Origin of the sequence: Plantibacter sp. 2H11-2, from assembly GCF_050031945.1 — a bacterium.
GTDB classification, from domain to species: Bacteria; Actinomycetota; Actinomycetes; order Actinomycetales; family Microbacteriaceae; genus Plantibacter; species Plantibacter auratus.
Map to the genome: position 1 here is coordinate 50,743 of NZ_JBNBBL010000011.1, position 23,654 is coordinate 74,396.

General features: G+C 68.6%; 15 protein-coding genes. 7 read left to right on the forward strand and 8 right to left on the reverse strand.

Features of this window, described 5'->3' with window-relative positions; all coding sequences use genetic code 11:
• Window positions 1-1,455 precede the first annotated feature (1,455 nt).
• Together ACQG07_RS17710 and ACQG07_RS17715 are read left to right on the forward strand one after the other, a co-directional pair.
• Window positions 1,456-2,400, forward strand: coding sequence for a ParA family protein (locus ACQG07_RS17710; protein ID WP_426739012.1), 945 nt, complete (start codon window positions 1,456-1,458; stop codon window positions 2,398-2,400).
• On the forward strand, window positions 2,400-3,458 hold the full coding sequence (locus ACQG07_RS17715; protein ID WP_426738993.1) for a ParB/RepB/Spo0J family partition protein: 1,059 nt from the start codon (window positions 2,400-2,402) through the stop codon (window positions 3,456-3,458). The genes ACQG07_RS17710 and ACQG07_RS17715 overlap by 1 nt, the downstream gene beginning before the upstream one ends.
• A 268-nt stretch (window positions 3,459-3,726) precedes the next feature.
• Here the strand turns inward: ACQG07_RS17715 and trxA are convergent, their stop codons facing one another.
• The 7 genes from trxA to ACQG07_RS17750 all read right to left on the reverse strand — a co-directional run bounded on the left by trxA (window position 3,727) and on the right by ACQG07_RS17750 (window position 13,306).
• Window positions 3,727-4,047, reverse strand: a complete 321-nt coding sequence (gene trxA / locus ACQG07_RS17720) for a thioredoxin (RefSeq protein WP_064294045.1) — start codon at window positions 4,045-4,047, stop codon at window positions 3,727-3,729.
• A 45-nt stretch (window positions 4,048-4,092) separates the two neighbouring features.
• Entirely contained in the window at window positions 4,093-5,103 is a 1,011-nt protein-coding gene (gene trxB, locus ACQG07_RS17725; protein ID WP_086472471.1) for a thioredoxin-disulfide reductase, read from the reverse strand.
• Window positions 5,104-5,254: 151 nt separating this feature from the next.
• Complete coding sequence (gene murJ, locus ACQG07_RS17730; RefSeq protein ID WP_426738994.1) at window positions 5,255-6,871, reverse strand: murein biosynthesis integral membrane protein MurJ; 1,617 nt, start codon at window positions 6,869-6,871, stop codon at window positions 5,255-5,257.
• Window positions 6,864-9,203 (reverse strand): DUF6049 family protein, encoded by a 2,340-nt coding sequence (locus ACQG07_RS17735; protein ID WP_426738995.1) that lies wholly within the window; start codon window positions 9,201-9,203, stop codon window positions 6,864-6,866. Before ACQG07_RS17735 ends, murJ begins: the two co-directional genes overlap by 8 nt.
• 134 nt (window positions 9,204-9,337) lie before the next feature.
• Window positions 9,338-11,017 carry a DHA2 family efflux MFS transporter permease subunit gene (locus ACQG07_RS17740; protein WP_426738996.1) on the reverse strand — a complete coding sequence of 560 codons (1,680 nt, stop codon included), beginning with the start codon at window positions 11,015-11,017 and terminating at the stop codon, window positions 9,338-9,340.
• 76 nt (window positions 11,018-11,093) lie between these two features.
• Window positions 11,094-11,819, reverse strand: coding sequence for an IclR family transcriptional regulator (locus tag ACQG07_RS17745; protein ID WP_124767826.1), 726 nt, complete (start codon window positions 11,817-11,819; stop codon window positions 11,094-11,096).
• Window positions 11,816-13,306, reverse strand: coding sequence for an APC family permease (locus ACQG07_RS17750; RefSeq protein WP_124767825.1), 1,491 nt, complete (start codon window positions 13,304-13,306; stop codon window positions 11,816-11,818). Before ACQG07_RS17750 ends, ACQG07_RS17745 begins: the two co-directional genes overlap by 4 nt.
• A gap of 212 nt (window positions 13,307-13,518) precedes the next feature.
• Here ACQG07_RS17750 and ACQG07_RS17755 point away from each other — a divergent pair, with 212 nt between their 5' ends.
• From ACQG07_RS17755 to ACQG07_RS17765, 3 genes are all read left to right on the forward strand, one after another.
• A complete protein-coding gene (locus ACQG07_RS17755) occupies window positions 13,519-14,997 on the forward strand; it encodes an APC family permease (RefSeq protein ID WP_426738997.1) in 1,479 nt (492 codons plus the stop codon).
• A 61-nt stretch (window positions 14,998-15,058) separates the two neighbouring features.
• A complete protein-coding gene (locus ACQG07_RS17760; RefSeq protein WP_426738998.1) occupies window positions 15,059-17,101 on the forward strand; it encodes a primary-amine oxidase in 2,043 nt (680 codons plus the stop codon).
• Window positions 17,102-17,110: 9 nt separating this feature from the next.
• Complete coding sequence (locus ACQG07_RS17765; RefSeq protein ID WP_426738999.1) at window positions 17,111-17,683, forward strand: hypothetical protein; 573 nt, start codon at window positions 17,111-17,113, stop codon at window positions 17,681-17,683.
• Window positions 17,684-17,702: 19 nt separating this feature from the next.
• Here ACQG07_RS17765 and ACQG07_RS17770 read toward each other — a convergent pair whose 3' ends face one another.
• Entirely contained in the window at window positions 17,703-18,083 is a 381-nt protein-coding gene (locus tag ACQG07_RS17770; RefSeq protein ID WP_064294055.1) for a hypothetical protein, read from the reverse strand.
• A 256-nt stretch (window positions 18,084-18,339) separates the two neighbouring features.
• Here ACQG07_RS17770 and ACQG07_RS17775 point away from each other — a divergent pair, with 256 nt between their 5' ends.
• Window positions 18,340-21,936, forward strand: a complete 3,597-nt coding sequence (locus tag ACQG07_RS17775) for an efflux RND transporter permease subunit (protein ID WP_426739000.1) — start codon at window positions 18,340-18,342, stop codon at window positions 21,934-21,936.
• The gene (locus ACQG07_RS17780) at window positions 21,899-23,524 is read left to right on the forward strand and encodes a DUF7059 domain-containing protein (protein ID WP_426739001.1); all 1,626 of its coding nucleotides are present in this window, start codon (window positions 21,899-21,901) and stop codon (window positions 23,522-23,524) included. The genes ACQG07_RS17775 and ACQG07_RS17780 overlap by 38 nt, the downstream gene beginning before the upstream one ends.
• Window positions 23,525-23,654: the final 130 nt, after the last annotated feature.

The following is a 23,654-nucleotide window of genomic DNA, read 5'->3' on the forward strand; positions in this document are numbered from 1 at the left end:
CTGGGTGATTTGCCGGCCGGAGAAGCAGAGGATGATCTGCCTACCGCTATCGCGTGCGTCGAGGGCGCCCCGTTCTAGGAGGTTCTGGCGCGGTGCAGTGCGTTCACATCGGAGCACGCCGTGCTGCTACTCCGCGCTCTCCCGGCGGCGAGGTACCGTGCACGGCGCCCACTCTGCGTAACGATGTGTCGAAGTGCGCCGGCACTGCGGAGGTCGTGCTGGCGACTGCTGTCAGCTTGGAAGAAGTAGGCGTAAACCTGATTGACGATGCATGATTATCCACCCAGATAGCCTCGGCGGAGCGTGCTTGCCGCCGGAAGTGTGAAATTGCGGGACGTTTCGCGTGGAACGTGGGAGCGATGCCACTCGCTGGAGTCCTTCGTTCTCAGGAGTGGTTCCTGTCGGCCTGGAGTCGTGTGATCCAGTTCACTCAGTGCGTGCACGCCCAGGGAGGCCGTCGTGCCGGGACCGGCGCGGTGTTCGATGTTTCACGTGGAACATGGGTGGCGTTCTGCTCCTGCGTGGCTGTTACGCGGTGGTGCAGACGAGTTGAGTTCGACGAGCACAGTGCGCGGTAGCAGGCTGGCTTGCGCTCGAGATCACACCCATCGGTTGCGTTGGTCCTGTCGAGAGGGTTTCACGTGAAACAGCGGCCGGGTACGACGGGCCGGGTGTGAGATCGGACCGGTTGCGTGATACTTCGTCGATACCGCTCCCCCAGTGTGGGATCACACCGGCGAGGCGGATAGCGGGCTGTGGCCAGGGGCTGCGAAGACGCCTATCGATATGAGCCGTCCGACGGCTCGGCGTGCGCGGAGTCTCGGTTTCACGTGAAACGTTGGCGCGGACTCGCGCCTGTCGTGCAACTCTCCACCATACGAGCGTGTGGGACTGGGGCCTGTGGATAACCCTGTGGACAGTTCTGGCGCGCAACCGCAGGAACTGGTGATCCTCTGCGAAGAAGGGGGCCCCGCCCGGCCCACCACCGCACTGTGGCCAACTCGGACCGGGGCGAGAGCCCGGACGTGCTGGGCCCGGAGTGGGACGTGCGGGTACGAACTTCCGCGGAAAGACGCGGATCTCCGCCTGATCGCGGAGGAACCTCACACATGGATGTCAACACACGTCCGCCGGTCTCGTATCGGGTTGATCTGACCAGCATCGACCTGCACGCCCGGGGCTTGCGCGGTTGCGCGGGATCAGGCACGCCGGTGCCCTGTGGATAACCCTGTGGACGCAGGAGGGGGAGGTGTCCCTTCTGGGCACCATCCGGGACGTTCGACGATATGCGGGTGTCGCAAAACGGCGCTCGAGGGGCTCCGTGCGTACGCACTCCCCGATCACTGTCGGAGATCGCTCCCCTGGCGTCAGCCCACGCTGGTACGGTTGAAGGACACGTTTCGAGCAAGAAGGTTTCACGTGAAACAACCCGAACCAACGCATTCCGCGGCTCCCGTGCGCGGCTCCGTTGGTAGCGCCTTCGACGCGTCCACGCCGTTGGCTCGCGAGCTCCACCATCTGACTGAGAGGCGTAAAGCCTTGGCTCACGCAACCCTGCCGACGCCCGACCACACTCGGGTCTTCACGGTCTCCAACCAGAAGGGTGGAGTCGGCAAGACGACGACCACCGTCAACATCGGCGCGGCCCTCGCTCGTTCGGGCGCTCGTGTCCTCGTGATCGACCTGGATCCCCAGGGGAACGCGTCAACCGCACTCGGTGTCGAGCATCACTCGGACGTCCCGAGTGTCTACGACGTCCTGATCGACGACTTCCCCCTGGCCGATGTCGTCCAGCAGAGCCCCGAGTTCCCCACGCTGTTCTGCGCTCCCTCGACGATCCATCTCGCCGGCGCGGAGATCGAACTCGTGTCACAGGTCGCGCGTGAGCACCGACTCCGCACGGCGCTCGAACAGTTCATCCAGGACGCCGAAGAGCCGTTCCACTACGTCCTGATCGACTGCCCGCCGTCCCTCGGCCTCCTGACGATCAATGCCTTCGTCGCGGCCAAAGAGGTACTCATCCCGATCCAGTGCGAGTACTACGCGCTCGAGGGCTTGAGTCAGCTCCTCAGTAGCATCCAGCTGATCCAGCGGCACCTGAACCCAGGGCTCGCCGTCAGCACCATTCTCCTGACGATGTACGACGGGCGCACCAACCTCGCGCAGCAGGTGGCCCAGGACGTCCGAGACCACTTCACCGGGCAGGTCCTCGAGTCGGTCATCCCACGAGCGGTGCGCATCTCCGAAGCCCCCAGCTTCGGGCAGAGCGTCATCAGCTACGACCCCACGTCACTCGGCGCGGTGTCCTATCTCGAAGCAGCGGCGGAGATCGCCAACCGATGGGCCGCAGGCTCCTCCGATACACCCGATACGAACCACCCTGAGGGAGTCAGTCACTGATGGCAACGAAACGAACTGGACTCGGTCGCGGGATCGGTGCACTCATTCCGACGACGAGTTCAGACTCGCAGGCGAACCGTCCCGTCGACGTCTTCTTCCCCGACAACCAGGGCACTGCCCGCAAGGCGGCGAAGGACGCGGCTACTGCCGCCGCGGACGCCGCCGCAGCAGAGGCGGCGGCAGCCGACGCGCCCACCGCACCGGACGCCGCTGCGCCCACGACAGATGGGCCGCAGCTCGTGGCCGTCCCCGGTGCCCGGCTGGCGTACCTCTCCCCCGAACTGATCGTGCCGAACGCCAACCAGCCGCGCACGGTCTTCGATGAGGACCACCTCGCCGAACTCGTCACGAGCATCCGTGAGGTCGGCGTGCTGCAGCCGATCGTGGTCCGACCGATCCCTGGCGATGACGAACGATACGAACTCATCATGGGTGAGCGCCGTCTACGCGCCTCCAAGGAGGTGGGTCTCGACCGCATCCCCGCGATCATCAAGGACACCGCCGACGAGGACATGCTGCGCGATGCGCTGCTCGAGAACCTGCACCGCTCGGAGCTGAATCCGCTCGAGGAGGCTTCTGCATACCAGCAGCTCCTGGCCGACTTCGGAATCACCCAGGACGAGCTTGCAAACCGCATCGGTCGTTCCCGCCCTCAGATCAGCAACACCATCCGCCTGCTCAAGTTGCCCGCGGCCGTGCAGCAGCGCGTCGCTGCCGGTGTGCTGAGCGCCGGACATGCTCGCGCCATCCTGTCGCTGACCGATCCTGAGGCACAGCAGCGCTTGGCCGACAAGATCGTGAACGAGGACCTGTCGGTTCGCGCGGCCGAGGCTGCTGCGGCTCAGGGCGTTCAGGCCAAAAAGCCGCGTCCGGTGGCCGGGTCGCGACGCGGACAACTCGATGAGATCGCAGACCGCCTCGGCGACCGCCTGAACACCCGCGTGAAGGTGACGCTCGGTGCGAAGAAGGGACAGATGGTCGTGGAGTTCGCGACCATCGCCGACCTCAACCGCATTCTGAGCGAGCTTGGCGAGTCGGGATTCGGCCATTCCTCCTGAGACTGTTTCACGTGGAACAGGGGCCGCTCGGCCGCGGGGTCCCGTATGCGCTTCGCCAAGCTCAGGGACCAAAGCGGTGGAATCCGTGGATTGGCGGACAGCCACCCCATCTCGGCTACGGAGCTCTTCGAAGCGCGGCGCGGTTGCACTGTGATTCATAACCCCTGATCAGAGAGATAATTCAGGATGTTTCACGTGAAACTCCCCGACAGCGAAAAACCGCCCGGCTCAGATGAGCCGGGCGGTTCCGTGGTTCAGAAAAACCTGATCAGGCGAGGAAAGCCGCGAGATCCTTCTCGAGTGCGGCCTTCGGCTTGGCGCCGATGACGGTCTGCACGACCTCGCCACCCTTGAAGACCTTCATCGCGGGGATGGAGGTGATCTGGTACTTCATGGCCAGGTTCGGGTTCTCGTCGACGTTCAGCTTGAGAACGGTGATCTTGTCGCTGTTCTCGGAGCCGATCGTGTCGAGGATCGGGCCGACCGCGCGACACGGACCGCACCAGGCGGCCCAGAAGTCGACGAGGACTGGCTTGTCGCTGTTGATGACCAGTTCGTCGAACGTGGCCTCGGTGACTGCATCTGACATGAGTGTTCTCCTTCGTGGTGGCCAGGCCGACAGCCTGGCCGTCGATCAAACGGTGGTGGTGAGCACGGGGTCGGCCGGCTGCGGACGACCGGCCGTCTGTGCTTCGCCGATGGCCGACGCTTCCCCAGCAGCCTGCTCGAGGTCTGCGAGGTAGTGCTCCGCGTCGAGGGCGGCGATGGTGCCGCTGCCGGCCGCGGTGATGGCCTGTCGGTACGTGGGGTCGATGACGTCGCCCGCGGCGAAGACGCCGGGGAGGTTGGTCTTCGACGAGCGGCCCTTGACGGCGATCGTGCCCTCGGGGGCGAGCTCCAGCTGGCCGTGGATGAGGTGCGTGCGCGGGTCGTTGCCGATCGCGATGAAGAGGCCACCGAGCGGCAGGTGTGTCTCGGTGCCGTCGGTGGTCGAGCGCAGCGTCACGCCGTCGACCGCGTCGGCGCCGGTGATGCCGGCGACTTCGCTGTTCCAGATGAACTCGATCTTCTCGTTCGCGAACGCACGGTCCTGCATGATCTTCGACGCGCGCAGGGTGTCCTTGCGGTGGATGACGTACACCTTCGACGCGAACCGTGTGAGGAAGGTGGCCTCCTCCATGGCGCTGTCGCCGCCGCCGATGACCGCGATCGTCTTCTCCTTGAAGAAGAAGCCGTCGCAGGTGGCGCACCAGGACACACCGTGGCCGGAGAGTCGCTCTTCGTCGTGCAGGCCGAGCTTGCGGTAGGCGGAGCCGGTGGCGAAGATCACGGTGTGGGCCTCGTGCACCTGTCCGTTGCCGAGGGTGACCGTCTTGACGTCGCCGTCGAGCTTGAGCTCGGTGACGTCGTCGTAGAGGACCTCGGTGCCGAACCGCTCTGCCTGCTCCTGGAGTTTCATCATGAGCTCGGGGCCCTGGATGCCCTCGGGGAAGCCGGGGAAGTTCTCGATCTCGGTGGTGTTCATGAGCTCGCCGCCGGCCTCGACCGATGACGCGACGAGCAGCGGCTGCAGCGAGGCGCGGGCAGCGTAGATCGCCGCCGTGTAGCCGGCGGGTCCTGATCCGATGATGATGACCTGACGCACGATGCTCCTCAGTGGTTCGTGGGCTCCCGGACCAGGTGGGTTCCGGGGTTCCGAGTGGTGTAACACATCCTAACCGGCCGCTATTCCGCTCCCCCAGGGGCCTCGGGCAGCTCTCAGCCGGCGTGCGTGAGGTGGTGTCGACGCGTGGGTGTCAGCGCCCGAAGCGGGCGAGGACGGGAGCCAAGGCCGCCTTGAGCTCCGGCGTGCGGAGGAGGGCGAGTACCGCGAGGTACACGGCGGCCATCGCCGCCCCGACGACCGCCATGGTGACGATGGCGCCGGGGATCGTGGCGGTCGGGAACCCCTCCTCGCTGACACCGCCGAGCAGTAACAGGACGACGACTCCGACCACAGCCGCAGGCACGGCGGCGGCGATGAACCGGACCAGGCTCAGGACGATACGTCGGCCGTCGAGACCCCCCAGCCGGCGCCGGAGCAGCAGTGCGGCGACCACGGTCTGTGCGATGCACGCGATTGTGATGGCGAGCGCGACGCCGGCACCCACCAGATGTGGTGGGAGGACCAGGAGCACGATCAGCGCCAGAAGGACGAACAGGAGGGTCTGGAACAGGGTGAAGAAGAAGGGCGTCTTCGTGTCTCCGAGGGCGTAGAAGGCGCGCTGGAGGACGAAGAGGATGCAGAAGGGCACGAGTCCGATCACGAACGCGATGATGATGCCGCCCATCGCCTGCGCCTGTTCGAACGTCTCGGCGAAGACACTGCCGAACGGCACGGCGACCACCATGATGACGGCCGCTGCGAGCACGATGAGGACGCTCACGACGCGGATGGCCCCGGAGATGTCGGCCTGCAGCCGCGGGATGTCCCGTCCGCGATCGCGTGTGCCCTGTGCGTGCTCGCTCATCCGCGTGAAATAGGCCGTCGCGATCGAGACGGTGATGATCGAGTGCGGGAGCATGAAGATCAGCCAGGCGTAGTTGAGGATCGCGACCGAGGGTCCCTGCTTGCTCACGGAAGCGACGATCTGGGTCTCGACGATCCCCGCACCGGTCGTCAGGAGCAGCATGCCGAAGGTCCAGCTGGCGATCCGCCCGGTGGCGCGGAGGCCGACGCCTCGCCACCGGAAGTCCGGTCGGAAACGCAGTCCGGCCCGGCGCCAGAACAGCATGAGGAAGGCGGCCTGGACGACGACGCCGAGGGTGGCGGAGCCTGCGAGGAGCACCGTTCGACCGTCGGTCCACTCGCTGACCGCGAGGTCGCCGCTGCCGTACAGCGTGATGAAGGCGATCAGCCCGGCGATCGCGATGACATTGTTGAGCACCGGTGCCCAGGTGAACGGTCCGAACATCTTGCGTGCATTCAGGACCTCCCCGAGGACGGTGTAGAGCGCGTAGAACAGGATCTGCGGGAGACACCAGTAGGCGAATGCCGTCGCGAGCGCGAATTGATCAGGCGACAGCGTTGCGGCGACGATGAACACGAACACGGGTGCGAGCAGGGTGATGAGCGCGGTGGCCCCGCCGATGAAGACGAGGGTGATGGTGACGAGCTTGTTGATGTACGCGTTGCCACCGTCGGCATGGATCCCCGCACGGACGATCTGTGGCACGAGCACGGCGCTGAGCACGCCGCCACCGATGATGACGTAGATCGTGTTCGGGAGCTGGTTGGCGATCGCGAAGGTGTCGCCGATGACCAGGACGCCGATGGCCTGAGCCACGAGGATCGCCTTGACGAAGCCGAGCAGTCGGGAGACGAGGGTTCCCGAGGCGAGGAGCGCGCTCGCCCTGCCGATGCCGTCAGCCATTCGTCTCCTGTCGTCCGGGTGACGACTCTACCGGGGGCTCACCGCCGGGGGGCTGACCGCTGTCCGGAGCATCTGTGGGGGCGGCTGACGTGGCACCCGAGCCGCGTCGCTTGGCTCGTCGGCTCACCACCATGCGGACCACACCGCTGACGAACAGCAGAGCGACGAGTAGGGCGAGGACGACGGCACCGATGCCCTCCCAGTCGGCGCGGACGTTCACGCCCACGAAGGACTGTTCGCCGATCGCCTGCCCGCTGGTGCTGAAGAGTTGCAGACGGAGGGTGACGTCGCCGTTGCCGATCTGCGACTGCACGGGGACGAGCACGGTGGCGCGCGAGTCCGCGGCGATCTCCTGCGTCACGGAACCGGAGATGCTCAGTCGACCGTTGCTCGGCGAGGCCTCCATGACCACGGTGACGGGATAGGGCAGGTCATTGCGCACGGCGAACGGCAGGGACACCTCGCCGCCGACCATGTTGATGCGACTGCTGTCGGTGACGCGCACCGACGCGAGGACTGTGTCCGTCCGTTCCTGCTGCGCGGTCACCGCCGATCCCCAGTCGCCCTCCGTACGCAGCCAGCCGGCCGCGAGGCTGGAGAGCAGGGTGGCGCGCTCCCGTCCGGTCAGCAGCTCGGGTTCGTCGAGCACCGAGGAGAAGGCGGTGACGTCCTGTTCCTCGTCGAGGAGGACCTGCACGTCGGACACGCGTTCGCTGTCGGGTGCCATCGCCCCGAGCGTCGCCGCGGCAGGGGGCTCGGCGAGCGTCGCCGCCAGGGAGGTCTGCGTCGTGGCCGGCAGGGAGCGGAGCGCGTTCACGGTGTCGGCGAGGGCGGGCAGGGTCGCGTCCACTCCCCGAGGCAGCACGGCGACGACCGTTCCGCCGGACGAACCCTCGGTGCCGATGGCGGCCGCCCGCGCGTTCACGTCGGCGATGGCGCTCTCGAACGCGGCGTCCGTCGTGGCGGCGGCGGCGTCGCCCAGCGACTCGGCGAGGCCGTGGTCGGCCAGCAGCGTCTGCGCCGTGCCGACCGCCGTCGAGGCGCGCACGGACTGTCCGGTGTCGGTCGTGTTCGCTGAGTCGAGCAACGTGACCGTTCCGCCTGAGGCGGCGAAGACGGCGAGATCCGCATCGGTCACCGCGCCGCCCGCCCACACGATGCTGGGGAGCGAGTAACTCCACCTGAGGAGCTCGTCCATCGTCGGAACGGTCGGCACCGCCTGGCCGGGCGTCTCGGAGGGGCTCGGTGTGGGTGCCGGTTCCTCCGACGGAGTGGCTGCCGCCGATGGTTCGGAGGACGTGGCCGGTGAGGAGCCGGCCTGCGGAGTCGGCTGGACGTCGTCGGGCCCGGTGGTCGGCGACGCGGTCGGGGTGGGCGTCTCGGTCGGCTGCACGACGGGGAAGTCGGCGACGTTCAGGGCGAAGGAGAACGAGCTCGGGGTCAGCAGTCGGTCGAGGCCGGCTTCGGCCTGCACGGCGGGTTCGGCGTCGCCGTACTGGAGCGCGAAGGTCTCGTTCGGAGCGGCCTCGAGGCGGGCGAGCCAGGCGACGGCGCTCTCCGGTGCGCGCGTGCCGAGCGCCCGGATGGACGCGATGATGCGTGGGTCGATCCCGAGCGCGATCTGCTCGCCGAAGAGTGCGTCGAGCTGCGTCGTGAGCGCGCCGTCGTCGGCCGTGAGCTCGGTGAGTTCGTCCGCATCGAGGAGTCCGCCGTAACTGAGCGGCACGGTGAGCGGGGCGACGAGCGCGACGGTGGCTGACGTGGGCTGTCCTTGCGCCCGCCAGACGAGCGCCGTCCGACCGCCGGCCGCCGTGTCGCCCGCGACGTAGCCGGCTGAGACGCCGTAGGAGCCCCACGCGTCGGTGTCGTCGAACCCCAGCGCCGGAGGAGTGAAGTCGAGCCCGCTGACGACGTACTGCTGCCCGGCGATGAGCTCGGGGATGTCGATCGTCCGCACCACGGTGGTGCCGGCGGGGGTCGCGGCCGCGTCCGCACCGGTCGTGTCGAGCCAGGCGTCGAGCGCCGCCGTGCCGGTGATCCGCGCCGTGGTGATCGCCACGGACACGGAGCCGGCGGGGAGATCGGCGTCGGTGCCGTTCGTGAGCGTGATGCCGAACGAGGTGAGGGACGAGGGTTCGACCGCTCCCCCGTCGCTCGGACTCACCTCGACGGACACGAGGCCGTCGGGAGTCGATGCCGTGTTCGCGCTCAGCTCGGGCGAGGCGATCGCGCTGGAACCCGTGGACCATCCGCCGGCGGACACCACGGCGAACGACAGCGCGGCTGCTGCGAGGGCGCTGAGGAGGCGTGGGCGGTGGCGGTGGCGTGTCATGGGCGGTGGGGACGGTCCGCTCGGGCGGAGCCGTCCGGTGACGATTGTACGGGGGCCTCCCAGTCGAACCTGGATGCTTGTGCGCTGTACGACGCCGATGCGACGTCGGCGGAGGTGTGAGGCGGCCTCGCGTCCTACGCCCGCGGGGCCGGGTCGGACGTCTCGGAGGAGTCCGTCCCGTCCACTCGTGCTCCGGCTTCGTCCTCTCGGTCCTCCCGGCGCCCGGCGCCGAGCGACAGGGTGGCGAGGAAGCCGACGGCCAGGAATCCTGCGGCCGCGAACGCCGCGGAGCGGGTGCCGTCCGACAGGGCGATCCTGGCGTCCTCGGCGACCGTCGCGGTCGCCGGGTTCGCGTCGAGCCCGGCGATGGCGGCGCCCGAGCTGTCGACGACACTCGTCACGAGGGCGTCGCGCTGCGCGCTCGGTACACCGGCGTCCTCGAGTCGTCCGTCGAGGACCGACGCCGTGCTCACGAAGAGGATGGTCCCGAGGACGGCGATACCGAGTGCCGAGCCGATCTGCCTCGCCGTGCTCTGCGTCCCGGAGCCCTGGCCGCTCTGCTCGACGGGCACGTCCTTCAGGACGACGCCCGTCAGCTGTGCGGTGGCGAGACCGACGCCGAAGCCGTAGACGAACAGGAACGGCACGATCGCGAACCATTCGGTCGCCGGCCCGACGACCAGCCCGATGCCCGCGACACCGATGATCTCCGCGACGATGCCGACGCGGACGATCAGGACGGGCGCGACCCGGTTGCCGAACGCGCCGGCGAACCCGCTCGCGACGAAGGAACCGATCGCGAGGGCCAGGAGGATCAGACCGGTCTGCAGTGCGCTGTAGCCGAGGACGAACTGGAGCCAGATCGGCAGCGAGAGGATGATGCCGAACTCCCCCAGCGAGACGATGAGGGCGGCGATGTTGCCGTTCCGGAACGACGGCAGTGAGAACAGGGAGAACGCGATGATCGTGCTGCGCCCCTGGCGCATCCGGTGGCGTCCCCAGAGGACGAACGCGACACCTGCGAGGACCGTGACCATGAGGGCCACAGGTACCGGGGAGAGGGTGAACGGCCAGGTCCAGTCCCCGATGACGAGCGGGGTGTCCGTGAGCCACCACCCGAGACTCCGGCCCTCGATGAGTCCGTAGACGAGGGACGCGCTCGTCAGGATCGACAGGACGGCGCCGACGGCGTCGATGCGGTCGGTCGCGGGTTCCCGCGACTCCGAGACGAACAGGAGCAGTCCGACGATGATGAGGACACCGAGCGGCACGTTGATCCCGAACGCCCAGCGCCAGGAGAAGTCGGTGGTGAGCCAGCCGCCGAGGAGCGGACCGACCGCCACCATGCCCCCGATCGTGGAGCCCCAGACCGCGAAGGCGATCGCACGGTCGCGGCCTCGGAAGGTCGCGTTGATGATGGAGAGGGTCGTCGGCAGGATCATCGCGCCGCCGACGCCCTGGATGACCCGGGACAGGATCAGGAGGTCGCCCGTCGGCGCGAGGGCGGCGAAGACGGAGGCTCCGCCGAAGACCACGACGCCGATGAGCAGCATGCGACGACGGCCGAACCGGTCGGCGAGCGTGCCGAAGACGATGAGCAGCGCGGCGAAGACGAGCGTGTAGGACTCCTGGACCCACTGCACCTGAGTCGAGGAGATCCCGAGGTCGTCGACGATCGACGGGATCGCCACGTTGACGATCGTCGAGTCGACGATGATGAGCGCGACGGCGATGCTGATGACGACGAGGCCGAACCATTTGCGACGGTCCGACGGCGAGCGCCCAGGCTTCGCGGAAGGCGTGGACTCCGTCATGCGCGGAAACGATCAGCTGGCTGCATATTCTGATTATGCGCCTTCTCGAGACTGATGTCACACGGACATCCGGTGGTCAGACGAGGAGCGGCTGCAGCTGGTGCGAGCCGTCGAGCAAGAGGTCCAGGAGTGCGGCGGGGCGCTCGATCCGCTCACTGGGTGCCGAGAGCGACAGCCCCGCGACGAGACCGCCGCGGTCGTCCCGGATCGGGACCACGAGGCAACCGTGACCGGGCGTCACCTCACCCACCTGTCGTGCATACCCGAGTCGTTCGACGTCGCGGATCAACGGCTCGGCGTCCCGGAACGGCCGCTGGACGAGTCCTGACCAGTCGTATCCGCCATGAGCGAGCTCGTGCAGAAGGAGGCGCCCGATCGCGGAGGTGTCGAGGCGCCTGACGATCCGCTGCTCGTCACTCAACGGGAAGTCGGGATCCGCATCCGCGATCCTGATCCGATCGCCCTCGTACCGCACGAGGTGGACGCCTCCTCGTACGCTCGACCGCAATCGTCCGATCACCTCGCGCGCAGCGAGCGGGGGTGGGGCCGGAGCGACGAGATGGGCGAGCTCGACGACCTTCCGCCCGAGTGCGAATCCGCGCAGGTCGGGCATGCGGACGAGGTATTCGTCCTGGACGAGGAGGTTGAGGAGTCGGTAGGTGGTCGCCCTCGGCATGTCGAGTCCGGCTGAGACCTCCTGCGCCGTCACACCGGCACCGCACCGCGCGACCTCTTCGAGCACGGTGAGCGCGCTGTGCACGGCCTTCGGCTGTCGGGCGCGGAGCTCGCCCGCGCCGCTCACCGGTGCTCCGCGGACGGTCCGCCGAGCACGTCGGCGCTCACCGTCTCGTCGTAGACCCCCACGGTCGAACTCAGCCACGGTCGGCGTCGATGCCGGATCGCCCAGATCGTGATACCGAGCGCCATCGTGACGAGGAACACCCAGACGCCGACGCCCCGTTCGCCGGTGCTCTCGACGACCAGGTAGACGACGAGCGCGACGGACAGCAGCACCCCGGCCACCACCGCGCGCAGGAGCGGCCAGAGCGTCAGTTCTCCGATCCGCCAGAGGAAGACCGGGGCTGCGATGCAGACGAGGACGTAGGCGGTGATGTACCCGGCCGCGGCCACGACGATGAGGACCTGCATGGCCGCCCAGGCTCCTCCGGTCAGCAGGAGCGCGAGCACCGAGACGGGCGTGACGATCGCCAGAGCCGTGATGATCGCCACATGGGGCGTTCGGAACCGGCCGTGCGTGGTCCCGAGGCGCGACGGGAGGACCCCTTCTCGACCCATCGAGAAGACGACCCGCGAGAACGCCGTGATGGAGGCGATCGCACAGGCGAGGAACGAGGCCGCGACGGACAGGTCGAGCAGCAGTCCCATCCATTCGACCCCGGAGGCCAGCGCCAGGTCGTTGATGGGCGTCCGCGTCGCGGTGATGTCCTCCCCCAACGCCGCGAAGCCCGCCAGCTGACTGTACGAGGTGACGAGGAAGAGGAGACCCGCGCCGACGACGGTCCAGACCAGGGACCGTGGGATGCTCGCGAAGGGCCGGCGGGCTTCGACGCCCAGCGTCGAGGAGCTCTCGAATCCGACGAAGGCGGTCACGGCGAGGACCGATCCGACCGCGAGGTGTTCCGGGGAGGCGTCCAGCCCGAGCACCGCCCAATCGGGCGTCGGTCCCAGCTGCGACAGGAGCACGCCCACGAGGATCAGGATGATCGCGACCGAGGCGCTCTCCACGATCAGGGTCACCCGGGTGGACAGGTGGATCCCGCGGACGAGCACGACGAGGCAGACCATGGCCATGCACACGAGGAGTGCGGACACGACACCCGTCGAACTCGGCATGCCGGGCCAGAACCGGTGCAGCAGGATCGACAGGTAGTACCCGGCACCGGCCAGGGCGAACATGGCGATGAAGCCGTACCCGATGAGCAGCGCGACGCCCGTGACGAAGGCTGCACCCGTTCCGAGCCCTTTGGAGACGAAGGTGTACAGCGAGCCGGTCGCGGCGATGCGCTTCGCGAACACGTTCACGGTGGTGGCGACGAGCAACGACAGCAGCATCGCGATGGCGAGCGACCACATGGTCGCCCCGCCCGCGGTCACGGTGACGATCAACGGGATCGTCGTCGCAGCGGCAGACGGCGCCACTGCCGAGACGGACTGGGCGAACACGTCGATGAACCCGACACTGCGCCGCTGGAGGCCGTCGACCGGTGACCGGGACTCGAGACCACGGACGCTCGGAGGATTGCTGATCGCGCGTTCCAGAGCCGTCACGTCCCTCACCTCCTCCTCGTCGTTCAGGCTAGGCGCGTCCCGTTGCACCGGCGTGGCGGGCGTGTTTCGGCTTCATGACCGTCAAATGAGACAGCGGTGTCGACCGGTCTCATTCGGTGCCGAGCAGGTGTTACGACGACGAGACGAGGCGGCAACAGGAGACCGGGATGCTGGCCTCGTCCCGATACCGCCGCATTGCTCGAGGAGTGTCCATGACCGTCACGAAAGGTCCGGCCACCGATGCCGGACAGCCCACCCGGTCCCTGAAGGGATCGCTCGGCGTCACCGCCATCGTCTTCATGGTGGTCGCCGCGGCGTCGCCGTTGACGGTCGTCGGTGGAGCCGCACCGCTCGGCATCCTGCTCGGCAACGGGGTCGGCTTCCCGAGCATGTACGTCGTGTCCGCGGTGATCCTCCTGCTGTTCGCCGTCGGACTCTCGGCCATGACCCGGCATGTGCCCAAGCCGGGTGCCTTCTTCACCTTCGTCGGATACGGGCTCGGCAAGCCGGCCGGCCTCGCGTCGGCGTTCCTCGCCCTCCTGACCTATACGACCATCCAGGTGTCGGTGTACGGCTACATCGGCTACCTGTTGAGCGTGACCTTCGCCGGTCTCGGCGCTCCGGAGATCCCCTGGTACCTCTACTCGCTCGCGTCGATCGCCGTGGTCGGTCTGCTCGGCTACCGCCACATCGACCTCAGCTCGAAGGTCCTCGGCGTCCTGCTCGTGGCGGAGGTCGGGATCGTCCTCGTCCTCGCCGGGGCGGTCATCGTGACCGGCGGTGCCGACGGGCTGTCGGCCGAGCCGTTCGTGCCCGAGCAGGTGTTCTCCGGGTCGCCCGGTGTCGGACTGATGTTCGCGATCGCGGCGTTCATCGGGTTCGAGGCGACCGCGATCTTCCGCGACGAGGCGAAGGACCCGTCCCGCACGATCCCACGGGCGACCTACATCGCGGTGATCGGGATCGGCCTGTTCTACACCCTCGCCTCCTGGGCGCTCGTCATGGCCTGGGGGCCGGACGACGTCCTCGCCGTGGCCGGTGAGGACCCGGGTGCGATGATCCTCCGCACCACGCTGCTCTACCTCGGTCCGGTCGGAGAGCTCGTCATCAACGTCCTCCTCATCACGAGCATGTTCGCCTGCGTCCTCTCCTTCCACAACGTCATCACCCGCTACCAGCACACGATGTCGAACGCCGGCGTCCTGCCGGGCCGGCTCGGCGGAGTCCACCCCAAGCACCTCTCGCCGCACACCTCGTCGCTCGTCCAGAGCGCAACCGCAGCGATCCTGATCGTCGTCTTCGCCGTGCTCGGTCTCGACCCCGTCCTGCAGGTGTTCACGTGGTTCGCCGGCGTCGCGACCCTCGCGATCGCGATCCTCATGGCGGTCACGAGCCTCGCGGTGATCGTGTACTTCGCTCGCACGAAGCAGGATCTGCGGCTGTGGAACACGGTCGTCGCACCCGGCCTCGGGTTCATCGGACTCGTCGGTTCGGCCGTCGTGATCGTCGTCTACTTCCCGATGCTGGTGGGAGACGTGGATGCGGGCGGCAACCCCGTGTTCGGAACCGTGAGCGCCGTCCTCCTCGCCCTCATCGCGGTCTGCCCCGTCGTCGGCCTCGTGCAGGCCGCGTACCTGCGTCGTCGTCGCCCGGCCGCCTACGCCGACGTCATGGACGCCATCGGCGGTTGACCATCCGACCCTTCCCCTCGCCACCCGCGACCACCCGCATCACCGAACCAGGAGCATCACGATGACCATCACCGACCCCACCACCCTGCGCAGCGCCGACGGCGACGCCCCCGTCCAGCACCCGCTCGCCAGCCTGTCCGCACCCGAGTTCGACCGCATCCGCGACATCGTCAGCGGCTTCGACGACTTCACCGAGACGACCCGGTTCGCCTACGTCGGCCTCGAGGAGCCCCACAAGCGGGCGGTGCTCGCCTGGCAGGCCGGCGACGGTCCACTGCCGGAACGCCTCGCCCGCGTGATGCTGCTCGACATGGCCACGGGTCGATCGACGGACAACGTGGTGTCCATCGACAGCGGGTCCCTGCTCAGCACGGTCGTACTGGACGGCTCCCGCGGCCAACTGCCGATCCTCATCGAGGAGTTCGACGCCATCGCGGAGATCGTGGCGGAGGACGAGGGGTGGGTCGCCGCCCTCGCCGCCCGTGGCTGCACGGTCGAGGAGGTGAAGGTCGTCCCGCTGTCGGCAGGCTTCTACGACTATCCCGAGGAGGTCGGGCGTCGGATCGTCCGGGTCCTCGCGTTCCGCCAGGACTACCCGGCCGACCACCCGTGGGCCCACCCCGTCGACGGGCTGAGCGCCTATGTCGACACCGCGGCGCGGCGGATCACCCGCCTGATCGACGCGACCGCCCTGGCGATTCCGGCGGAGCCGGGGAACTTCGACGACCCGGCGGTCCAGGGGGCTCCGCTCTCCTCGCTCAAGCCGATCGTCATCACCCAGCCGGAGGGTCCGAGCTTCCAGGTCGACGGCGAGTTCGTCGAGTGGGGCAATTGGCGGTTCCAGGTCGGGTTCGACGTCCGTGAGGGCCTCGTCCTCCGTCAGCTCTCGTTCGACGATGCCGGCGAGGAACGGCCGATCATCTACCGGGCGTCGATCAACGAGATGCTGGTCCCCTACGGCGACCCCTCCCCCGTGCGCTTCTGGCAGAACTACTTCGACACCGGCGAGTACCTGTTCGGCCGGTTCACGAACTCCTTGGCGCTCGGGTGCGACTGCGTGGGCGAGATCAAGTACTTCGACGCGATGCTCGCCGATGAACTCGGCAACCCGTTCACGATCGAGAACGGTATCTGCATGCACGAGGAGGACTTCGGCACCCTCTGGAAGCACTCCGACCTGTACACCGGCTCGAACGAGGTCCGGCGGTCGCGTCGGCTGGTCATCTCGTTCTTCACGACCGTCGGCAACTACGACTACGGGTTCTACTGGTACCTGTACCTCGACGGCACCATCGAGTGCGAGTCGAAGCTGACGGGCATCCTGTTCACCTCGGCGTACCCCGGGCTCGACGCGGAGGGCGCCGACTACCCGTACGCCTCCGAGGTCGCGCCCGGGCTCGGTGGGCCGTACCACCAGCACCTCTTCTCGGCCCGTCTGGACATGATGGTCGACGGTCTGTCGAACGCGGTCGAGGAGGTGGACGCGGTCCGGGTGCCGATCGGGCCGGGGAACGAGCACGGCAACGCGTTCACGAAGCGGGTCACGCGGCTCAGCACGGAAGCGGGGTCCGGACGCGTGGCGGACGGCTCGGCCGCTCGGGCCTGGCACATCGTCAACACGGAGAAGACGAACCGGATGGGACGCCCGACGGGGTACGTGCTGTACCCGCAGGAGTCGCCGACGCTCATGGCCGACGCGTCGTCGTCGATCGCCAAGCGTGCGGAGTTCGCGACGAAGCACCTCTTCGTCACGAAGTACGACCCGGCTGAACGATACGCGGCGGGCGACTTCGTCCACCAGAACCCGGGTGGCGATGGCATCACGCGGTTCATCGAGGGCGACGAGTCGATCGACGGCGAGGACATCGTGCTCTGGCACACCTTCGGACCGACGCATTTCCCCCGTCCGGAGGACTGGCCGGTCATGCCGGTGGACTACGCCCGGTTCACGCTCAAGCCCTACGGCTTCTTCGGCAAGAACCCGACCCTGAACGTCCCGCCGAACGAAGCGGTCGGGCACTGTTCGCACGACACCGGCGCGGCGCACACGGGACACGGCGGTCACGACCAGGGTGCCGAGGAGCACTGTGGCCACGGGCACTAGGTCGCGGCGATGAGCGAGGTCCTCCATCTCGGGGCGCTCGTCCCGGCCGCCGTCGGCGCCTGTTGCACCGTCGGCGGCCGACGCGGACCCCTCGACCTCGTGGCCGCGATCGTCATGCTCACGGCGATGCTCGACCTGGCGACCGGCGTCGGGATGCTGCATCCGCTGCTCTGGGCCGTCGTCCTGATCGTCCTCGCCGTCGCCTCTGCGGTCCGGCTTCGGTCCATCGCCGGGCTGCAGACTCCGGTCGACGACGCTCTGGCGCTCGTCGTCGCGCGCCACCGTGCGGCGATGACCGTGCACACCTCAGGCGGTCTCGTCATCATGGCGGCGCTCGTGTGCACCATGGCGGGTCATGCCGCCGGGAGTATATATGCCGGATCGGGTATACACCCGGCAGGACATCAGATCGGAAGCAGTGCCCTCCCCGCCGTGCTCCTGGCGGGCGGCATGGCGGGGTTCATCGCTCTGTCCACACGCATCGCGGTCGACGCGGCTCGGCGGCGTGAGCGGGTCGTGGTCGTCGAGGTGGTGAGCATGACGGTCTCCGTCGTCGCCATGGGGCTCGCCGCGTCGCTGTGACCTGGGCGGCGGCGTCGATCTACTCGGCGTCGTCGCCCTCCCACGGCGGCCGCGCGACCTTGCCGGACATCCGCCATACCGCTCGGGTCAACTCGGGGTGCACGCGGGCGATCTCACGGAGTACCTCGTACTCCAAGTGGTCCGCGTTGTCGCGGTGGTCCTGGGCGTCGTCGAGCGACGAGTACCCGGCGAGCCGCGCCATCGCGTGCTGGGCGGCCAGACCCCGGGCGTGCAGCGCGTCGTCCCGGAGGACGGCGACGACGAGCTCGTCGACCGTCGGCATCGAAGGCAGGAAGTCCCAGGGGTCCTCGCCGTCGCGGGCGCGGTGCTCGATGATCACCTCGCGCTCGAGCTGTGCGTCGCGGCGCAACCTGGGGAGGTCGACGGCCTGCAGATCCACGTACCCTCCTCGCTCCGGCGCACCCCGCGGCGCGCACTCGGGTATCAAGGGTACGCCCGGTATCGGTGGACCATGCCGTCAAGGCGCAGCTCCCTCGCGGCCGAGGCTGGTACCGCAGGACCACCGATGTCGTCCGATCGGCGGATGCCGGGGTCGCATCAGGTCCATCCTCATGCGGATGTGACCGGCGGCGGCGCTCCATAGCGTGGAGTGGGGCGGATCGCGCCCACTCCGCGACCGAGAGGCCCGTCCTTCCATGTCATTCCTCACGAGGCTCAGCCTCGCCAATCGACTGATCGTCGGCCTCATCACCGCGGCGATCGTGGCCTTCGGACTCTTCGCGGTCGGTTCGCTGAAGCAGGAACTCCTGCCGTCCGTGCAGCAGCCGGGTGCCGTCGTGGCCGCAACGTATCCCGGTGCATCGCCGTCGTCGGTGGAGCGCGAGGTCACGAAGCCCGTCGAGCAGGCGGTCCAGGGGGTCAAGGGCGTCACCGGCGTCACCTCGACGTCGGTCAGCGGTTCCACGTCCGTGCAGGTGAGCTGGGACTTCGGCCAGGACGACGAGAAGATCGTCGGCGACATCCGCAGCGCGCTCGCCGGCCTGAAGAGCACCCTTCCGAACGACACGAGCACCGAGGTCTACGCCGGTGGGAGCGACGACATCCCCGTGTTGCAGCTGGCCGTGGCATCGGAGGACGAGTCCGGCGAGTTCGCGGGCAAGGTCGAGAGCACCGTGCTCCCCGCGCTCCGTGGGATCGCCGGCGTGCGTCAGGTCGATCTCGCCGGTGAGAACGCCACGCAGCTCGTCATCACGATGCGTCCGGCCGACCTCGCGGCCAAGAAGGTGACCGCGGAGGAGGTCATGGCGGCCGTCCAAGCGAGTGGTGTGATCACGGCCGCCGGAACGAGTGTCGACGCCGGCAAGGAGCTCTCGATCGAGGTCGGGTCGCCCGTCGGCTCGCTGGCCGAGGTGCAGGCGCTCCCCATCCAGCACGAGGACGGGCCCTTCGCGCTCTCCGCCGTCGCGGACGTGGAGCTCGTGCCCGCAGCCGAGACCTCCATCGCCCGGGCGGACGGTCTCCCGTCGCTGTCGCTCACGATCCTCAAGGACCCGTCGGCCAACGCCGTCCAACTCGCCCACACCATCCGTGACGCCCTCCCCGGGCTGGAGCAGGAGCTCGGCTCGGGTGCGGCGTTCACCGTCGTCTTCGACCAGTCGCCGATGGTCGAGCAGTCCATCCACGACCTCTCCGTCGAGGGCGGGCTCGGGCTGTTGTTCGCGATCATCGTGATCCTGGTCTTCCTGCTGTCGATCCGGTCGACGATCATCACGGCCGTGTCGATCCCGCTCTCCCTCCTCATCGCGATGATCGGTTTGTGGATCGGCGACTACTCGCTCAACATCTTCACGCTCGCAGCGCTGACCGTCGCGGTCGGGCGGGTGGTCGACGACTCGATCGTGGTGATCGAGAACATCAAACGTCGGCACACCGGACGGGCGATGACGACCACGAGTGTCGTCGAGGCGGTCCGCGAGGTCGCCGGGGCCGTTACTGCGTCGACGATCACGACCGTGGCCGTGTTCCTCCCGGTCGCCTTCGTCGGCGGGACGGTCGGCGAGCTCTTCCGACCGTTCGCCGTCACCGTGTCGGTCGCACTCATCGCGTCCCTCGTGGTGTCGCTCACGATCGTGCCGGTACTCGCCTACTGGTTCATGCGAGGCTCCTCCGCCCCGGCTGTGGGCACGGCCACCGACGACGCGGCCACCGAAGAGGCGTCCGTCGTCGAGGACGAGTCCGAGGCGTATTCGAAGCTCCAGCGCGCCTACCTGCCGGTCCTGCGCACCGCCCTGAAGCGTCCGGTCGTGACCCTGCTCGTGGCGGCGGTCGTGTTCGCCGGGACGATCGTCTCGGCCGGGTTCCTGAAGACCGACTACCTCGGCGACATCGGGGGCGAGAACACCGTCACGGTCACGCAGGAACTCCCCGAGGGGACGAGCCTCGACGTGACCAGCGACGCGGCCGCGGCTGTCGAAGCGGTCCTCGCGAAGACCGCGGGCGTCTCCGGGTACCTGACCACCGTCGGTGGGAACGGCTCGAGCAACACGGCACAGATCAGCGTGACCGTCGGTGAGGAGAGCTCACGTGAGGGCGTCGCCGACACCATCCGGAAGGCCGTGGCGAAGCTCGACGACGTCGGTAAGGTCACCGTCGGCGACGCCGCCGGTGGATTCACCGGTGGCGGAGGAGGCATGGAGGTCACGCTGCAGGGTGAGGACCCCGTGGCACTCGCCACAGCGGCGGCCGCGGTGCAGGACATGCTCGGCGGTACGGACGGCCTCCGCGATGCGACGAGCGACCTCGCCGACGAGCAGGGCCTGCTCAAGGTGAACGTCGACCGCGCCGCCGCCGCCCGGTACGGCTTCACGCAGGAACAGGTCGGCCAGGCCATCGCCAGTGCGCTCCGAGGCACGCCGATGGGTTCGGTCATCCTCGAGGGCTCGTCTCGCGACATCATCGTGCGCTCGCAGCGGGTCGGCACGACACCGGCCGAGATCGCCGCGCTCCCCCTTCCGGTCAGCGCGTTACAGCAGGCCGCGGCCCAGAAGGCCGCGACCGACGCACTCACGGCCGAGCAGGACGAGGCCACCCAGCGTGCGAAGGACGAGGCGGCATCCCAGGCCGCGACCCAGCGCTCGGAACTCCAGGAGGCCCGCTCGACCGCAGCATCGCAGCTCGACGCCCTGCGGGCTCAGCTGAGCGCGTTGCAGGCGGCTCCCGTCGAGGTGCCACCGGTCACGCCCACGACTCCGGAGGAGGAGGCGGCACGACAGGCCTACGAGGCCCGCGCCGCCCAACTCGCCGGGCTGAGCGACGCGATATCCCAGCTCCAGGGCTCGATCACGACCATCGATGAGCAGCTGACCGCGATGCGGGACGCCGAGAGCGAGGCCGCTGAGCAGCAGGCGGAGGCGGACCGCCTCACCCAGGCGCAGAAGGACCTCGCCAACGTCAGCGCCGTCCCGATCCCGGTCAGCGCCGTCGCGCAGGTGGGCGAGGAACGTGCCGCCGCGGCGATCACGCGCATCGACGGCGTCCGGACCGTGACCGTGTCGGCGACGCCGACGGGTGACGACCTCAGCGCGACGACGCTCGCCGTCCGGGAGGGCCTCGACGGCCTGGACCTGCCGAGCGGGGTCACAGCCTCGGTCGGTGGTGTCGCCCAGGACCAGGAGGAGTCGTTCGCGCAGCTCGGCCTCGCGATGCTCATCGCGATCGTGCTCGTGTTCATCGTCATGGTGGCGACGTTCCGGAGCCTCCTGCAGCCGCTCATCCTGCTGGTCTCCGTGCCGTTCGCGGCGACCGGCGCGATCGCGGCGCTGCTCATCACCGGGACACCGCTAGGCATCCCGTCGATGATCGGTCTCCTCATGCTCATCGGCATCGTGGTCACGAACGCGATCGTCCTCATCGACCTGGTCAACTCCTACCGGGCCCGGGGCGACGGCATCGACGACGCGGTCCTGCACGGGGCGAGGCTCCGCCTGCGACCGATCATCATGACGGCCTGCGCGACGATCTTCGCGCTCGTGCCGATGTCGCTCGGCCTCACCGGCGGCGGGGTGTTCATCTCGCAGTCGCTCGCGATCGTCGTGATCGGCGGCCTGGTGTCGTCGACGCTCCTGACGCTCATCCTCGTGCCGGTGCTGTACCTGCTCCTGGAGCGCCGGACCGAGCGCCGTCTGGCGAAGCGCGAGCGGAAGCGCACGGCGAAGGCCGCGCAGCGCGAGGCCGAGGAGCACGACGAGCAGACCGATGAGGACCTCGACGCGATCCTCACCACGGATCGCTGACGGCGGCTGCAGGGTGGGCGGCTCGGCCCACCCCGCAGCTGGCACACTGGTGGGCGTGGACCAGCGACTGATCGACCTCCTCCGTTCCGACCTCGACGCGGCCGGGTACACGGTGGAACGGGTGCGCGGCCTCTGGGGTGAGACGGCCGAGGCCGCCCTGCACCGCTCCAACCGGGTCGTGGCGATCCGCTCACTCGACGAACGCCGCCGGACCGCGGGGGTGGAACCGATCGCGACGCTGGCGAGGCTCTTCGTGCTCGGTGTCGCCGTGGAGGCCGATGACGCGACGCGGGCACTGCCGTCGCTCGGTCTCGACGGCGCGGTGGCGCTCGGTCTCGTCGGCCTGAGCGACGACGGATCCGTCGCCCCGGCCATCGATCTGCGGCCGTACGCCTGGGTCGACGCCAACGGGAGCGGTGCTTGGTGGATCGCCTCCGATCTCGGCGAACTCGCGCTGGGTCACGAGCTCGGCGAGGAGCACGTCCTCGGGGTCGGCGGCGCGTCGATGACCCTGAGCGGCATCATCCTCCCTGAGCGGATCGGAACGGCACTCGACCTCGGGACCGGGTGCGGCATCCAGGCGCTCCACCTGTCGCGGATCGCGGATCACGTGGTCGCGACGGACATCTCCGAACGAGCCCTCGAGCTCGCCGCACTCAACGCGCGCCTGAACGGCATCGACTCGATCGAATTCCGCCACGGCAGCATGTTCGAACCCGTCGCCGGTGAACGGTTCGACCGCATCGTCTCCAACCCGCCGTTCGTCATCACCCCGCGTGCCGAGGGCGTGCCGAGCTATGAGTACCGCGACGGCGGTCTCGTCGGCGATGCGCTCGTCGAGTCCGTGTTCCTCGAGGTCGCCCGGCACCTGACGCCCGGCGGGGTCGCGCAGTTCCTCGGGAACTGGGAGTACCGAGACGGCGCCGACGGGCTCGACCGCGTGGCCGGGTGGGTGGAGCGCAGCCCGGAACCGGTCGACGCCTGGGTCATCGAGCGTGAGGTGCAGGATCCGGCCGAATACGCGGAGACCTGGATCCGCGACGGTGGAACACGGCTCGGGACGCCGGAGTTCGAGCGCCTCGCGGGAGCCTGGCTCGACGACTTCGCGGCTCGGGCCGTGACCGGCGTCGGTTTCGGGTACGTGCTGCTCCGTCGATCGGACCCGTCCACTCCGCTGCGCCGCTTCGAGCGGCTGCACGGGCAGGCGGGCTCGAACTCCGCCGGGCTGGGTGCGCACCTCGCCGTGTGTCTCCTCACTCACGACTGGCAGGTGGCGCTCGACGACGACCAGCTGCTCGGTGAACGCGTCATCCTCGCGGGCGATGTCACCGAGGAGCGCCACTACTGGCCCGGGGACGAGGACCCGACGGCGATGACGCTGCGGCAGGGTGGCGGCTTGGCTCGCTCGGTGGGCATCGACACGGGCCTGGCGGGGCTCGTCGGGGCCTGCGACGGCGAGTTGACCCTGGGAGCCATCATCGACGCGATCGCCCAGCTCGTCGAGGTCGATGCGGCGGAACTCCGCGCCGAACTCATCCCCCGGGTCCGCGCCCTGCTGGACGACGGCATCCTCCTGCCGAGCTCCTGAGGTGTTCCGGCACGCTGGCCTTACTCGTCGTGGAACCGTGCCTGGGCGATGAGGACGCCGTCGTCCGTGATGCGGGAGACCAGTCGATGCTCCACAGCACCGACAGGGTGCCGGTTCGGGCGGTCTTCCA